Raw genomic sequence first — 15,039 nt, forward strand, 5'->3', positions numbered from 1 at the left:
TACGGGGTGATCGACCCCGCCCACGCGCGTGCACTCGCCGAGGATGCCACCTGGACCGGCATGTACCGCGAAAGCCAACGGTTTCTGCATCGCAGTGACCCCACCGACACCGACCCCGATGGTCGGGTCAGCATGTTGCGCGCCGGACGACCCCGCAAGGCCGGCCGTGTTCAGTACCCGCCCACCTGGCCGGCAGCTCGCAGACGGGTTCGGCGCTGGTCCGGGTGCTTTCCCGCCCACCCAACCCGGCGCCGATCGACCCCACCGGACACGGTGGGCTACTCGTACCCCCGGTCGGGGCGTTGGACTACGAACCAACAGACGCACAGCGGCGCGCGATCGCGCTGACTGACCACCACTGCCGCGGACCCTACTGCGGACGACCCGTGGAACAGTGCCAACTCGACCACGTCAAGCCCTACAACCATGCCCACCCGATCGACGGCGGCTGGACCATCACCGACGATCTGATCCCGCTCTGCATCCCCTGCCACCAGTTCAACCCTTCGAGACGCTCGCAAGCTCGCTCCTCAGGGCGGCGCCACCTCGACATCTGGATACCCACCCTGGCCGAAGGCCGCGCAGTCATCTGGCAGCACGCAGCCACCGGCAAAACCATCATCACCTGGCCGTGAAAGCGGATACCTGCAGCGCAGCACTGCATACTCAATACATGAACAAGCACGTTCGGATCGCTTCTGATGACGACGAACCTCGGCAGTCGCAGGCCCGAAAACTGGCTGCCGTCCGAAACGCTCTCACGTACGAGTTTCCGACCGGTGACATCGACCAGATTCTCAGCGAGACCGAGGTTGGCTACCGGGAATGAGCCCCGGCCATGTTGACTGACAACTACGAAACCGGTTGCGCCAGTTCCTCGACCACCGACGCGACCACGTCGCGCATACTGCCGGTGCGTGCGTACACGGCACGCTGGCGCTGATAGCTGGCCCCACGCTCGATGATTCGTGAGACACCCGCCAACTCGTCGACGCACTCGAGGTCGCGTGCGATCGGCGCCAGCCGCTCCAGAACGTTCGATAGGTCCTCGGTCACCAGCCGTTCGGTGCAGTCCGAGTCGAGGATGACGATGGCCTCGAGGCCGTAACGTGCTGCGCGCCACTTGTTCTCCTGAACCAGCCACGGCGCCATCGTCGGCAGCGCCTCTCCCGCGGTCAGCCGCCGATCCAGATCGACGACGAGACAGTGGATCAGCGCGACCACCGCCGACAGGTCGGCCACGTTGGTCATCCCGTCGCACACCCGCACCTCGATGGTGCCCAGATGCGGCGACGGCCGGATGTCCCAACGGATTTCGTTGATGTGGTCGATGATGCCGGTGGTCTTCTGGTCGCCGACGAACGCCTCGAACTCCGACCACGTCGCAAACTGGAAGGGCAGACCCGCCGTCGGCAACTGCTGGAACATCATTGCACGGTTGCTGGCGTAGCTGGTGTCCTGCCCGGCCCACATCGGCGAAGACGCTGAGATCGCCAGCAGGTGCGGATAGTAGTTGAGCAGGGCGTCGAGGATCGGTAACACCTTGTCGCGGTGGCTGATACCGACATGCACGTGCAGACCCCAGATCAACATCTGGCGTCCCCACCACTGGGTCCGCTCGATCAGCTCCGCATACCGGTGCCCCTCGGTGAGCAGCTGCGTCGACCATTCGGCAAACGGATGCGTACCCGCGCCGTACAGGTCGACGCCCAGTTCGTCGGCGATCCTGCGCACCACCGCCAATGTCCCGGTGAGGTCGTCGACCGCCTCGGCTGTGGTCCGACAGATACCGGTCACCAGCTCGACGGTGTTGCGCAGCAACTCCTTGTGGACCTGCCCGGTCCGCTCGGGGTGCTGCTCGGCGACGGCCGCAAACAACGCCGCAGCCGAGTTCGAGAGGTCACCTGTTTGCTTGTCGGTGAGTGCGAACTCCCATTCGACGCCGAGCGACGGGGTCGGGGATCCCTGAAACGGGATGGACGTCACCACGTCTGGCCTCGGGGGTTGGTATCGCTACGCGCCGAGCTCGATGACGCCGCAGGCCAGACGAGCGCCCGCATCGCCGGTCTTGAGGGTGTTGGGGCTCGGGTTGGGCACGTTGCCGAAGTTGTCGGGCTTCTCGTGGATGATGATCGACTTGCCGATGATCTGCTGCAGGGTCACGGCGTCGGTGACGGTCACCGTCTCGCCGGTGCCGTCCTTGAGGATGTTCATCGAGATCAGGTCGCCACTGGACGGATGCGCGTTCGCGTCTCCGACCTGCAGGTGACCGCCCGCCGCGCTGAAGGCCTCACCGTCGGGGCCCGGCGCACACTGGCCGTTGGTGTGGATGTGCATGCCGTGGAATCCCGCCGGGATGTCACCACCGGTGACCTTCACGGTCACGGTCACCGGACCGCCCGCCCCGCGGGCCACGAACGTCGCCTCACCGACCCGGTCGCCGTCCTCGTTCTTGATCTCGGCCTTCGCCTGCTGTCCGGTCGGGACGTTGTCCTGGTTCTCGACCGAGCCCGGAGGCAGTGGGACGTCAGAGATCACCGGGGGCGTGGTGCCCTTCACGTCCGACACCGGCTCGTCGGGGGTACAGCCCGCCAGCACGACGCCGAGCGCACCCGCCGAGGCCAGTGCCGCGGCGATGCGCAGGGTGGTCGGACGAGATTTCCTACTGCCGGTCATGTCACTCCTTGGTCGATCCTGGTGAGGGCTGCGGGCGGCACCGTGGTGCGTGTTCGTATCGGGCCGCAATCGTACCGGGTCCGTTCATTCGGACCGCTCGAAGGCGATGACGGGGATGCCGTCCTCACATCGGCCGGCAAACGCGGGTGCACGTTCTTCCACGACGTAGCTGCCACCGAGTGCCGCGGCGATCTGGTCGGCCTGCGCCTTGGACGCGGCGTCGTCGTAGAAGATGGTGTTCTCGCTGAAGGTGCCGTCGGTGTAGGTCTGCGGCGCACGGGTCTGGAAACCCTTGGCCTTGAGCTCGTTGGTGACCTCGCGGCCGAGACCGTTGATGCCACCGGCGTTGTAGACGCACACAGGCTTTGCGGCGGCCGCCGCCGTGGTCGAGGTGGGTGCCGCCGACGTCGTGGTCTGGGTCTTGTTCGCAGCTTCCAGCGCTGCCTCCGGGTCGTCGGACGACGTCGCTGCCGAATGCCATCCCAGACCGATGAAGACCACGGCGACAGCGAGCAGCAACATGGCCCCGGCACGCAACGGAAGGCGATTGGGCTCACGATCTGCATTCATCAACGACGACCTTAACGCACTTCGCGAGGTGGCCCGGCGTCAGACGTCAGTGATATCCGCGGCACGCATTGAGAGCTCGCAGCCACGCATCACGTGATCTCGAAGCCCAGCCGACGGGCCGCGCGGGCCTTCTGCCGGGAGGCCCGAAGCCGACGCAGGCGCTTGACCAGCATCGGGTCTGCAGCCAGCGCTTCGGGACGGTCGACGAGCGCGTTGAGTACCTGGTAATAGCGGGTCGCCGACAGGCCGAACAGCTCTTTGATGGCTTCTTCCTTGGCTCCCGCGTACTTCCACCACTGACGTTCGAACGCCAGGATGTCGTGTTCGCGCCGCGACAACCCGTCGGCCCCGACCTCATGCGGGTCCACCGCTGACTGGTCGGCGGCAGCGTTCTCGGGGGTGGGTTGATCGCCCTGCTTCTGGCTACGCGCAGCTGCGCCGTCCATCTCGCTCCCTCACGATTCGCCCGTCGATCCAGCCCTACCGTCGATCCGCACAACCATCGTGGTGGGCAGCTCTGCCGGGAACACTTGGCCCGCTCGCTTCGCTCCCGGCGCCGCCGCCAAATCACAATGGTGTGGTTCGTAATCATCTAACCACGCACCCCAACCTCGAACGCGGTGTGACTCGCCCGGTTCGTGCGGCATCAATTCTCTCCCAGGTCGGCGCGATGCGGGCGACGAGAAGGGACTCCGAACCCACCCAGTAATCTGAGCCGCATGGCCATTCTCCCGATCTGCATCATCGGCGAGCCGGTGTTGCACGAGCCCACGGCTCCCGTGGCGCTCGACGATGCCGGCAAGCCGTCGGCCGAGACGATCACCCTGCTCGACGACATGTACGACACGATGGACGCCGCACACGGTGTCGGTCTGGCGGCCAATCAGGTCGGAGTCGGGCAGCGGATGTTCGTCTTCGATTGCCCCGAGGGTGAACGTTACGAAGCCCGACGCCGCCGCGGCGAGGTGATCAACCCGATTCTGGAGACCTCCGAGATCCCGGAGACCATGCCCGACCCGGACGGCAACGACGAGGGCTGCCTGTCGGTCCCCGGCGAACAGTTCCCCACCGGACGCGCCGACTGGGCGCGAGTCACCGGCGTCGACCGCACCGGCGCCGAAGTCGTGGTGGAGGGCACCGGGTTCTTCGCCCGCATGCTGCAGCACGAGGTCGGCCATCTCGACGGCTTTCTGTACGTGGACGTGCTGATCGGGCGCAACGCCCGCGCGGCCAAGAAGTCCATCAAGAAGCACAAGTGGGGTGTGCCCGGTCTGACGTGGATGCCCGGCGAGGTCGAGGATCCGTTCGGCCACGACGACGACTGACCACGCCCACGGTGACCGAGCCAGCCGACCTCTTTGCGGGCGACCGTGTCGTCGTGCGCTATCGGCTCGGCGAGGCCACCCCTGCGGACTGGCGCGGTGATCGGGACGCGGCACGCTCGGATGTGACGGGCTTCCTCGTCGACGACGCGGACCCGCTCGTTCTCGAACGCGACGGCACACGCGAATCCATCCCCCGCTCGGCTGTCACCTCGGTGCGGCTGCTCTCGGCAAAGCCGGTACGCAACAGCGAGATTCGCAACCTCGAGCATGCCGCCGCGCTCGCCTGGCCCGGTGTCGAATCGGCGTGGATCGACGGCTGGCTCCTCCGGGCCGGCGGCGGATTCACTCGACGCGCGAATTCCGCACTGCCACTGGAGCCTTCGGCCCGATCGGCGCAGAGCCTACCGCAGATCGCGGCGTGGTATCGGCGTCGCGACCTGCCGGTCCTGCTGTCGTTGCCGGACCGCCTGATGACCGCCGGGGTGATCGACGGCGAACGCGGCGTCGAGGTGCAGGTCCTGACCGCCGACCTCGAAACATTGCTGGCGCGTGGAGCCTCCATGCCGAACCTCGAGATTCGCCTCGATGACGAACCATCGGATCAGTGGCTGCACGCCTACCGCCCCGACGCCGACGTTGAGCTCGCCCGGAGGGTGACGACGGCCGCCCGCGGACCGGTCAGGTTTGCGACGATCGGCACCGATGACATCTCGGCGATCGGGCGGGCCGCGGTCACCGCTGGGCCCGACGGCGTTGCACGGCTCGGTCTCACCGCGTTGTGGACCGCCCCGGACCGACGACGCTCCGGACTGGCCGGCGCAGTCGCGAGACGTCTGGTCGAGTGGGGTGCCGCAGAGGGCGCCGCGTCGGCCTACGTGCAGGTCGAGACCACCAATCGTGTTGCCGGCGCGTGGTATCGGCGCTGGGGCTTTGCCCTGCACCACACCGCGCACTACCTGACCCCGACCATCGAAGGAAACGCGATCTGATGCCACGATCGGCTCCGACTGCCGCGGCCCGACGACGCCAGGCACTCATCACCGCCATCGCCCTCGTCGTGATCGCAGCGGTCTTCGGTGTCACCTGGCTGATCAACAGACACGACGATTCCACCGCGTCGACAACGACTGCCGCCACGTCCGTGACCAAGTCGTCGGCAGCCAAGACGTCAACAACCAAGACGTCAAGGTCGGCCAAACGGTCCTCCACAGCAGCCGTGTCCACGTCGAGGTCGACGAGCACGTCGTCGCGGGTGCCTGCCCGAGTTCGACAAACCCTGGCGCTCATCGACTCCGGCGACTGGCCAGAAGCCGCCAACGCACCCGGCACACACGGCGGAGATGTGTTCCGCAACAACGAAGGAAAGCTTCCGCGCACCAACCCGGGCGGAACGCGCATCACCTATCGGGAGTGGGATGTGAACCCCAAGAAGCGCGGTCAGAGCCGCGATGCCGAGCGGATCATCACCGGCAGCGACGGTTCGGCCTACTACACCGCCGATCACTACGTCAGCTTTGTCGTCATCCGGAACCGGCGATGAACCCGGAGACGCTGCGCGACTTCCTCGCCGATGCCGGCGGTCACGGACCCGTCGTCGGCATGCTGCGCGACGACGCGCTGACCCGGACCCCGTCGGGCCTGCGAGTACGCAACGTCGACGCCACTGCGGCGACCACGCTCGACGACCTGTTCACCGCGTTCGCTGCGGCCTGGCATTTCCCGGATCATTTCGGCCACAGCAAATCCGCCTTCGACGACTGCATGCGCGATCTCGACGGCTCCGCCGAACCCGGCTCGGCACCCGCCGGATTCCTGACGCTGATCACCGATGCACATATGCTGCTGACCGACGATCCCGACGGATTCGACTGGTTTGCCGAGTCGATGCCGTTCTATCGTGACCACTACCGCGACCACGACAGTCAATCGGTGTTCGCCGTTCTGCTGTGCACGCCTCGGCGCTATCGCGACACGGTCCGAACACGCTGGCGCGCAGCCGGTGTGCGGGTTGCCGAGGTGCGGTGACGATGCGAATCGCCACCTGGAACGTCAACTCCATCCGCGCCCGGTCAGAAGCGGTGGTCGCCTGGATGGACTCCAACGACATCGACGTGCTGGCCATGCAGGAGACCAAGTGCCACGATGACAGCTTTCCCGTGATGAGTTTCCTCGCAAGCGGTTACGACGTCGCACACATAGGTCAGGGGGCCTACAACGGCGTGGCGATCGCATCCCGCGTCGGGCTCGACGAGGTGGAGATCGGCTTCGAAGGGATGCCGACATTCCCCATCGACGGTCGCGAAACCGCCGAAGCGCGAGCGCTGTCCGCACGCTGCGCCGGCGTGCGGGTTTGGAGTCTGTACGTCCCGAACGGCCGAGCCCTCGACGACCCGCACTACCGCTACAAGCTCGATTGGCTCGACGCGCTCGCCGGCATCACGTCACTGCAGCTCGCCCACGACCCCGCCGCGGAGATCATGCTCGCCGGCGATTGGAATGTCGCCCAGCAGGACTCCGATGTCTGGGACCCGGGCTGCTTCGAGGGCAAACCACACGTCTCCGACGCCGAACGATCCGCTGTGCGCGCCTTCCTCACTGCCGGGCTGGCCGATTCGGCACTTCCCTACGCGCCGGGCTACACGTTCTGGGACTACACCGCGCTGAGGTTCCCCCGCAACGAAGGCATGCGCATCGACTACGCACTCTGCTCCCCCGCACTCGACACCCGCGTCATCGGCGCCACCGTCGACCGCAATGCCCGAAAAGGCAAGGGCGCCAGCGATCATGCCCCTGTGATCTTCGACATCACCTGACCGGTCGGGCGCACTGAAAGTAGGGGAAGAAACTTCTTCCCCTACTCTTGGAGTCCTCCCCCAGAAATTACTGGCGGAAGACTCCGAACATAGGGGAGGAAGCTTCTTCCCCTAGATTTTTCTTCGGCACTCCGGTGAGTACGTAGGGTAGAGGACCCGGTCAGAGATGTGGTCGCCGTGCTCGTCGAATCAGATCGACCGCTGTGCGGCTTTGCGATAGCCGCGAACGGCGAGCACACCGAACACGACCGAAAGCCCTACGGTCCAGACAATTGTCAGCGCAAGCGGACGCGCGACGGGACCTCCTTCGGTGAGTCCGCTGAGTGCGTCGACCGCCGGACTCATCGGTTGGTACTCGACGATCGGCTGCAGCCAGCCCGGATACTCCGACAGCGGCGCGAAGCCGGTATTGAAGAACATCATGAACAGGAACGGGATCGCCGTCTCCTCCATCAACGACCGCGGGGCCACGGTCGCGCACGCGATCATGACGAACACGATTCCGGTCCCGGCGATCACCGGAACCAAGAGGGCGGCGACACCCGCGAGCCAGCCCTGAGTGAAGCGGAACCCCATGGGGATTGCCACTGCGAACAGGACCACCGTGGCGATCGTGATCCGCACGACCTCTGCCAGCACCCGGCCCAGAAGGTAGCCCGATCGCGGTACCGGCAGGGTCGACAGGCGGGCGAGCAACCCCGTCTCGCGTTCGCTGATCAGTTGCAGCCCGGTCATGATCGTCCCGAACATCGCGCCGACCAACGCGACCAACCCGGTGTTGCGATAGATGCTGTCGCCCAGACCCAGGTTGGTCGTCGACTGTCCGAGCACGAGGTGGAAGACACCGAGCAGAAATGCCGGGAAGACGAGCGTCTGCACCACCACACCCGGATCGCGAACCCAGGTGCGTAGCAACGCCGAGGCGTGCACGACGGCCTGGGTACCGAGCAGAACCGTCTGGCGCAGGTATGGATCGATGGCCGAATGGGCCGGAACGGCAGTGGCGGTCATCGTGACACCTCCCGACGGTTGGCAAGAACGGAAGCGAACAGTCCCAGTCCGATCAGGATCACCGACCACGCGACGACCGACGTGATGTCGACGTCGGTCCCGGCCGCGAGCGCGCGCATCGCGTCGACGAAGATCGTCACCGGATTGTTGCTCACAAATGGGTGCACCCACTCCGGAAATGACTGCACAGGAACGAGTCCCGTCGAGACGACGACGAGGATCAGCTCCGGGATCATCAGCATCTGCGCGATGCTGTCGGGATGATCGGCCACCGATCCCGCCGCATCCGCCATGAGACTGAGGCTGACGGCAAAGATGACCGCCAGCAACACGAATCCGACGAGATCCCACACAGATCCGTGAAAGCGGAAGCCGAGGGCCGCGCCGAGCGCACAGGTCGACGCCAACGAGATCGTCACGCGTATTGAGGCATTGATCATCCGGCTGATCGGCGGCGCGCTGCGCGCCATCGGCAGCGATGCCAACCGGCCCCGGACCCCGCTCTGCGCGGCCCGACCGGCGATCTCGCACGAGATGATCGAGACGAAGATGGCGGCCTGGATCACGACCAACGGCACGAGGTTTTGGGCATAGTCGATACCCATTCGGTCGAACCGGCTGTGCAGGGGTACATAGAAGCAGATGAAGAAGACGATCGGCGAACCCACGGCGAAGACGAACTGTCCCTCGCGTGCACCGGATTTCAGGCTCTGCCGAGTCAGTTCGCCGATCGCGACCAGCGCCGGGACCGCGGTTCGTATCGCATCACCGCCGACCGAGGCCGGACGAGCGATCAGCGGGGCGACGCTCATTCGGCGCCCTTCCCGGCCATCACCGCGTCGCCCGATTCCGACTCGTCGGCCGATTCCGGTGTCTGCCCGGTCAACTGGAAGAACACCTCGTCGAGAGACGGACGTCGCAAGGCGATGTCGAAGACCGGGATCGACGCCCGCTGCAGAGTGGCAACCACGGTGCCGACCGTTCCCAGTTCGTCGGGCGCAGCGACGGACAGCCGCGGACGCTGGTCGCCACCACCGGTGGCCGCCTCGATCTCCTCGAACTCCCGCAGGGCGGTACGGGTCCGGTCGAGATCTGCGGAGTCGAGCAACGTGATCTCGCACACCGCCGATCCCGCACGCTGTTTCAGCTGCTCGGGAGTGCCCTGCTCGACCACTCGCCCGTGGTCGAGCAGGACGAGATCGTCGGCGAGGCGATCGGCCTCCTCGAGGTACTGCGTGGTCAGCAGCACGGTGATTCCCTCCGTGCGCAGCGTCGACACGGTCTCCCACACCGACGCGCGACTCCGCGGGTCGAGGCCCGTGGTTGGTTCGTCGAGGAAGAGCACCTTGGGCCGGGTGACCAGCGCCGCCGCGATGTCCACGCGTCGTCGCATACCGCCGGAGAGCTCAGAAACCTTGCGATCCATGAATTCCACGAGACCGAAGGTCTCGGCGACCTCCTCGAGCCGCGACCGTGTCTCGCGCCGCGGCAGGCCGGTGAGCCGACCGAACATCGCGATGTTCTCCCGCGTCGTCAGCGACCCCTCGAGCGCCGCATACTGACCGGTGAGCGAGATCAGTTCGCGCACTCTGCCGGCGTCGTCGACGACGTCGTATCCGGCCACCGAACAACGGCCCGCTGTCGGGCGCTGCAGCGTCGACAGGATCGAGACAGTGGTGGTCTTCCCACAACCGTTGGGCCCCAACAGTCCCAGCACCGAACCCTCGGGGATCTCGAAGGAGATGCCGTCGAGCGCGCGGACGTCCCGGTACGACTTGGCCAGATCTTCGACCACGACCAGCGACATTGTGGTCACCCCATCCTTGAATCGTGAGCATAGCTGACGGTATATGGGTCACCCTGACAAACGTCAGGTGATGGAACCAGAGAATTGTTGGTAGGCATCGAAATCCGGCTTCATCGATGCGGCCACGAGCTCCCACAGGACCTCGTCGGTGCCGCCGCCGACGCGCGCGAGCTTCATGTCCCGCCACCACTGCGCGAGCGGGGTCTCACCGGTCAAGAAGCCCGAACCGCCGAAGATGTGCATACATTCGCCGATGACCTCTTCGCCGAGCCGCGCCGCCGACACCTTCATGGCAGCAGCGCTGCGCAGATCGAGCTTGCCTCCCGCTGCGATACCGGTCAGCGCTAGGCGCAGCATGTCGACACGGGAGACGAGGTCGGCCATCCGAAGCCGCAGCGCCTGGTGGTCGATCAGTGTCTTGCCGAACTGGGTGCGCTCGTGCATCCGCGCAAGCGTGACACCCAGGGCCAGTTCGCATGACGCGGCGACCTGCCCGGCAATCGACAGCCGCTCGTGGGCGAGGCCCCAGCTCACCGCCGCCAGACCGGTACCGGCACGCGCGATCAGATGGTCCGCGGACACCACAGTGTCGATCTCCACCGCAGCGGTATCCAGTGGCCCGGCACTGACTTTCGCGTAGGGCGGCATGATCGTCACCTGATCGGTCGGAACCAGGATCAACGCCACGTTTCCGTGCCGGCTCTCGGAGTCACCCTCGACGGTGCGCGCCACCACCAGGATGTAATCGGCGATCGGCGACAGCGAGACGAACTTCTTGCGGCCTTTGACGCGGAATCCGTCGCCCTCGGTGGAGATCTCGGTCTCCACGATCTGCAGATCCGAGCCGCCCGACGATTCCGAGGCTGCCAGGCACAGCACCGCATCGCCGCGGATGGCGCGCTCGGCGACGTCGGTCAGCAGCGGCGAGCGCCCACCGAAGCGACGCAAGATCGCGATGGCCGAATCGTGCAGGCTCACGCCCACACTGATGCCCGCGGAACCCTGGCGACCCAGCGCGTAGGCGAGTTCGACGAGCTTGGCGACGTCGGGCGTCTTTCCGTCGCCCCACTTCTGGGCGAACACACCGGCAGCGCCGAGACGCTCGAGCAGCTTGCGCGGAAATCGCTCTGCGGCTTCGGCTTCGGCGGTCCATCCACGGACCTCGTCGTCGAAGACCGATTCGAGCAACGCCCGATACTCCTCGACGGTGGTCTGTTGCGTGATCGTGGCGGTCACTTCATCTCACCGACCTCGACGAGTCGCTTGGTCTCCAGTCGGCGAATCTTGCCGGAGGTGGTGCGCGGCACCGCGCCGGGAGCCACGAAGATGACATCCGACGGCATGACACCACACTGTGCTGCGACTTCGGCCTTGACGGCGCTCTTCGCGGATTCCTCGTCCTCACCACGGAATTCGGCCACGATCACCAGTCCGGGCCGGGCCGACTGCTCGTTGCGGGCCATCGCAACCACGCAACCGCTGCGCACTCCCGACACCTTGGCCGCGACACGCTCTATCTCGATCGGGAACAGGTTGCGCCCGGCGACGATGACGATCTCCTTGGCCCGGCCGCAGATCACCAGCTTGCCGTCGACGAGGTAGCCGATGTCACCGGTGGGGAACCACTCGCCTGCTGCCAGCGGCGGGTGCCCCAGGTAGCCGTTCATCATCGAGGTGCCTCGGATCTCCACATGTCCGACGGCGCGGTCGTCGATCTGCGGAACCTCACCATCGGCAGGTTCGACGATACGAAGTTGCATTCCCCCCAGCGGTTTACCGAGGATCGCATAGCGGCGGCGGATCGGAACCGACCCGTCACCCGGCGGGGTCACCGTCACCTCGTCGTAGTTGGCGCCGCTACCGACCGACGGAATCGTGACGGCACACGTCGACTCGGCCATGCCGTACGACGGCGCCGCTGCCCCCGGGTCGAAGCCGAATCGTTCTGTGACTTCGAGGAACTTGTCGAAGGCATCGGGATCGATCGGTTCGCCACCGCTGATCGACACACGCAGCGCCGACAGGTCCGCGTCCTTGATGAGCGAGCCGTACTTGCCCAGGATGTCGTAGGCGAAGTTGGGAGCCGCGGTCAAGGTGGCCCGCGACTCGGTGAGCCACTCGAGCCACTTGAACGGTGCCGCAGCAAAGGCCGAGTTCGGCACCAGCCACAGCGGGAAGCCTGCGCCCATCGTGGCGAGCAGGAAGGTCAGGCCCATGTCGTGATACAGCGGAAGCCAACTGAAGCCGATGTCGCGGGTGCGATGCACACCGAGTCGCACGATCAGTTCGGTGGTGTTCGTGTGCACTGCCTTGGTCGACAGGACGGCGGTCTTCGGGTCACCGGTGGAGCCGGCAGTACCCTGCAGCACCGCGGGCGCATCCTCGCCCACGCGACGCGGCTCGAATCCGGTTGTGTCGATGCCGGCGCCGTAGACCGCGACCTGCTCGACGCACATCCAGCCATCGACCTTGGCCAGCAGGTCCAACTGAGGTCCGCTGCCGAGAACCGTGCCGACGCCGATATCGGCGAAGCGCACGTACGTTGTCTGGGCCCAACGCTCTTCGTCTGCTCCTCGGATCGGACCGGGCAGGATCGACACGGCGACGCCGGCGAGCCATGCGCCCAGCACCGCGGCAACCAGGTCGAAGCTCGGGTCGCCGATCAGCCCGACGTGGTGCGGCTCCACGCGCTGGCGATCGGCGAGGATCTGCGCCGCGACCTCCTCGGCCCGGGCGTGTACATCCGACCAGGGCCGGGCATCCCATGTCCCCGTTTCCGGATCGAGGACCGACAGCGAACCGTTTCCGGACAGCATTCCTTCGCTGACCGATTCCGCCAGAATGCTGGCTGTGCCAGCCTCATCGAGCGCCGTTACCATGCCCAGCCTTTCTCTTCGAGCTTTGCGATGAATTCAGTGATCAGGTCGCCGATCTCGTCGGCGTTCTGCAGATGCGGATGATGACCATGCCCGGGCAGTACCCGCCGGGTGACGTCGCCGCCGGCCGCGCCGACGATCCGGTCGAGTTGTGCGACGCTGCCGTACTGGTCGTTCTCACCCTGTACGAGCAACAGCGGCGCACCGATCCGACGACACTGTTCGGTGATGTCGAAGGTTGCGAACTCGTCCGACAGCCACACGCCAGACCATTTGCGGAACAACGCATCCGGGTCGTCGTGGAACAGTGCAAGCGAGGGCCGGACCTTCGTGTCTAGCGACTCGGCGGTCTGCCGGATGCCGTTGAGGGTGACGTCTTCGACGAAGACGTGCGGAGCGATCAGCACCGCGCCGGCCACCGGATACTCGCTCGCATAGATGGCGGCAATCGACGCGCCGTCACTGTGGCCGACGAGAAACGGACGCTCGATTCCGAGTGTCGACAACACCTCCGGCAGGACGGTGAGCGCCTCGCTGTGCAGATAGTCCGGACCCGTCGGCCCGTAGCCCGCCGAACTTCCGTACCCGTGGCGCGAATAGACGAGGGTGGACATCCCGGTACGGGCGCTGATCAGCGCGGGCAGACGACCCCACTGCCCCGCAGAGCCGAGACCCTCGTGCAGGAGGACCACGGTCGGGAAATCTGGGCGATCACCTTCGTACACAAGGTATTCGAGCTCACCTCGGTGGTGTGCGAGAACTGGCATCGCGCCCTACCAACTGTGGTTGGAGACGTCCAGCATGTTCGCACCGAGCTGAGCCCTCCCCACGTAGTTGAGGCAGTCGATCGGCTTGGCCGGCATGATGGAGCAGAACTGCACCTCCCGCAGCAGTCGCTGCATCGGCCCATCCACCGCCATCGACGCCGAGCCGACGAGGGCAACTGCCTGCGCGGCAAGGGATTGTGCAGTCTCACCCAGGTGATACTTGGCGGCATAGACCAGCGAGTTGGTTGCGGTGTCCGAACGGTTGTCGGCGACAGCTCGCGCTGCACCCAAGGTCAGCGCGCGAGCGGCCTGCAGGTCGACGGCCATCGAGCCGAGACGCTGAATGCTCGGCGCGTCGTCGCGGCGGCGCGCGTCGTCGCCGATGCGCTCGCTGGCGAAGTCGACGATCGAGGTCGCAAGTCCCAGGTATGCGCCGAGGTAGCCGGCCGCCATCCAATGCGGTTCGCGGACAGCCTTGAACAAGGACATGCCCTCCACGCCGAGGAACAGGCGATCGAGGGGAATCGGTGTGTCCGCCAAGAACATCTGGGCGGTGGAGGTGCCACGCAAGGCAGTACCGCGCCATTCCTCCGAGAACGACACCCCCGGATCGTCGGCGCGAACCACAAAGTGCGAGACCTCGTAGTCGCCGTCCGCGTCGTCGGGCCGCGCGGTCACGACGTAGTAGTCGGCGACCCCGGCCAGCGATACGAACGACTTGTGTCCAGACAGGACGAACCCGTTGGCCTCACGCCGATAGGTGGTGGCGATCCCGCGCAACCGGGCACCGGTGCTGGGCTCCGAGGCGGCCGAGGCGAACATCCGCTGCCCGTCGACCACCTCTCCGACGACCCAGTCCCGGAACGCAGCACCGGTCGCACCGAGAGCATCACCGTCGGCCTCGAACAGCGAGCCGATGGCGACGTTGTGCATGTTGTAGCCAAGGGCGATGGCGCCGTTGGCCTTGGCCAGTTCGGCGAGCACGGTGGTGTAGCCGGCGAAGTCCAGACCGAGTCCACCCCGGTCCGGCGGCACCATCGCCGCGAGCAGACCGGACTCACGCAGCAGCGCGTACGCCTTGGCCGGCGCCTGGGTTCCCTCGTCGATGGGACCGGCGAGATCGGCGAGCTCCGGCAGGATCTCACCTGCGAGATCGAGTGCCTTCTGCAACGGCTCCGAGGTGGTTGTGTTCAT

18 protein-coding genes and 1 pseudogene are annotated in these 15,039 nt (G+C 66.1%); 8 read left to right on the plus strand and 11 right to left on the minus strand.

Translation table 11 applies throughout. The features are described 5' to 3' along the window. The 3 genes and pseudogenes from ACWDTF_RS16950 to ACWDTF_RS16960 all read left to right on the plus strand — a co-directional run. Window positions 1-348 (plus strand): annotated as a pseudogene (locus ACWDTF_RS16950) (hypothetical protein); the annotation flags it as partial. 38 nt (window positions 349-386) lie between these two features. Continuing rightward, the gene (locus ACWDTF_RS16955) at window positions 387-635 is read left to right on the plus strand and encodes a hypothetical protein (RefSeq protein ID WP_449754710.1); all 249 of its coding nucleotides are present in this window, start codon (window positions 387-389) and stop codon (window positions 633-635) included. Window positions 636-673: 38 nt separating this feature from the next. Continuing rightward, window positions 674-829 (plus strand): hypothetical protein, encoded by a 156-nt coding sequence (locus ACWDTF_RS16960; protein ID WP_240856074.1) that lies wholly within the window; start codon window positions 674-676, stop codon window positions 827-829. A gap of 23 nt (window positions 830-852) precedes the next feature. On the opposite strand, the gene ACWDTF_RS16965 is transcribed toward ACWDTF_RS16960, so the two are convergent. The 4 genes from ACWDTF_RS16965 to ACWDTF_RS16980 all read right to left on the minus strand — a co-directional run bounded on the left by ACWDTF_RS16965 (window position 853) and on the right by ACWDTF_RS16980 (window position 3,692). Next, window positions 853-1,986, minus strand: coding sequence for a glutamate--cysteine ligase (locus tag ACWDTF_RS16965; RefSeq protein WP_240856075.1), 1,134 nt, complete (start codon window positions 1,984-1,986; stop codon window positions 853-855). Between the two features lie 27 nt (window positions 1,987-2,013). After that, window positions 2,014-2,676 (minus strand): superoxide dismutase family protein, encoded by a 663-nt coding sequence (locus tag ACWDTF_RS16970; RefSeq protein WP_240856076.1) that lies wholly within the window; start codon window positions 2,674-2,676, stop codon window positions 2,014-2,016. 84 nt (window positions 2,677-2,760) lie between these two features. Beyond that, window positions 2,761-3,246 (minus strand): LytR C-terminal domain-containing protein, encoded by a 486-nt coding sequence (locus ACWDTF_RS16975; RefSeq protein ID WP_240856077.1) that lies wholly within the window; start codon window positions 3,244-3,246, stop codon window positions 2,761-2,763. 89 nt (window positions 3,247-3,335) lie between these two features. Then, entirely contained in the window at window positions 3,336-3,692 is a 357-nt protein-coding gene (locus ACWDTF_RS16980) for a DUF3263 domain-containing protein (RefSeq protein ID WP_012832574.1), read from the minus strand. Between the two features lie 273 nt (window positions 3,693-3,965). Between ACWDTF_RS16980 and ACWDTF_RS16985 the strand changes: the two genes are divergently transcribed. The 5 genes from ACWDTF_RS16985 to ACWDTF_RS17005 are packed head-to-tail and all read left to right on the plus strand — an operon-like array spanning window position 3,966 to window position 7,384. Continuing rightward, the gene (locus tag ACWDTF_RS16985) at window positions 3,966-4,571 is read left to right on the plus strand and encodes a peptide deformylase (RefSeq protein ID WP_449754711.1); all 606 of its coding nucleotides are present in this window, start codon (window positions 3,966-3,968) and stop codon (window positions 4,569-4,571) included. Between the two features lie 11 nt (window positions 4,572-4,582). Beyond that, complete coding sequence (locus ACWDTF_RS16990) at window positions 4,583-5,560, plus strand: N-acetylglutamate synthase, CG3035 family (protein ID WP_433257745.1); 978 nt, start codon at window positions 4,583-4,585, stop codon at window positions 5,558-5,560. After that, window positions 5,560-6,111 (plus strand): ribonuclease domain-containing protein, encoded by a 552-nt coding sequence (locus ACWDTF_RS16995; protein WP_240856080.1) that lies wholly within the window; start codon window positions 5,560-5,562, stop codon window positions 6,109-6,111. The genes ACWDTF_RS16990 and ACWDTF_RS16995 overlap by 1 nt, the downstream gene beginning before the upstream one ends. Next, on the plus strand, window positions 6,108-6,596 hold the full coding sequence (locus ACWDTF_RS17000) for a barstar family protein (RefSeq protein WP_449754712.1): 489 nt from the start codon (window positions 6,108-6,110) through the stop codon (window positions 6,594-6,596). Before ACWDTF_RS16995 ends, ACWDTF_RS17000 begins: the two co-directional genes overlap by 4 nt. 2 nt (window positions 6,597-6,598) lie before the next feature. Then, on the plus strand, window positions 6,599-7,384 hold the full coding sequence (locus ACWDTF_RS17005) for an exodeoxyribonuclease III (protein ID WP_240856082.1): 786 nt from the start codon (window positions 6,599-6,601) through the stop codon (window positions 7,382-7,384). A 189-nt stretch (window positions 7,385-7,573) separates the two neighbouring features. Here the strand turns inward: ACWDTF_RS17005 and ACWDTF_RS17010 are convergent, their stop codons facing one another. From ACWDTF_RS17010 to ACWDTF_RS17040, 7 genes are all read right to left on the minus strand, one after another. Then, complete coding sequence (locus ACWDTF_RS17010) at window positions 7,574-8,395, minus strand: ABC transporter permease (protein WP_240856083.1); 822 nt, start codon at window positions 8,393-8,395, stop codon at window positions 7,574-7,576. Then, the gene (locus tag ACWDTF_RS17015) at window positions 8,392-9,207 is read right to left on the minus strand and encodes an ABC transporter permease (protein ID WP_240856085.1); all 816 of its coding nucleotides are present in this window, start codon (window positions 9,205-9,207) and stop codon (window positions 8,392-8,394) included. The genes ACWDTF_RS17010 and ACWDTF_RS17015 overlap by 4 nt, the downstream gene beginning before the upstream one ends. Further along, entirely contained in the window at window positions 9,204-10,202 is a 999-nt protein-coding gene (locus ACWDTF_RS17020; RefSeq protein WP_449754746.1) for an ATP-binding cassette domain-containing protein, read from the minus strand. The genes ACWDTF_RS17015 and ACWDTF_RS17020 overlap by 4 nt, the downstream gene beginning before the upstream one ends. Before the next feature lie 63 nt (window positions 10,203-10,265). Continuing rightward, window positions 10,266-11,438 carry an acyl-CoA dehydrogenase family protein gene (locus ACWDTF_RS17025; protein ID WP_308221007.1) on the minus strand — a complete coding sequence of 391 codons (1,173 nt, stop codon included), beginning with the start codon at window positions 11,436-11,438 and terminating at the stop codon, window positions 10,266-10,268. Then, a complete protein-coding gene (gene mbtM / locus ACWDTF_RS17030; protein ID WP_449754713.1) occupies window positions 11,435-13,081 on the minus strand; it encodes a long-chain-fatty acid--ACP ligase MbtM in 1,647 nt (548 codons plus the stop codon). The genes ACWDTF_RS17025 and mbtM overlap by 4 nt, the downstream gene beginning before the upstream one ends. After that, a complete protein-coding gene (locus ACWDTF_RS17035; RefSeq protein ID WP_449754714.1) occupies window positions 13,075-13,845 on the minus strand; it encodes an alpha/beta fold hydrolase in 771 nt (256 codons plus the stop codon). The genes mbtM and ACWDTF_RS17035 overlap by 7 nt, the downstream gene beginning before the upstream one ends. A 6-nt stretch (window positions 13,846-13,851) precedes the next feature. Then, the gene (locus tag ACWDTF_RS17040) at window positions 13,852-15,039 is read right to left on the minus strand and encodes an acyl-CoA dehydrogenase family protein (RefSeq protein ID WP_240856088.1); all 1,188 of its coding nucleotides are present in this window, start codon (window positions 15,037-15,039) and stop codon (window positions 13,852-13,854) included.

The organism is Gordonia sp. NPDC003422, assembly GCF_053588675.1.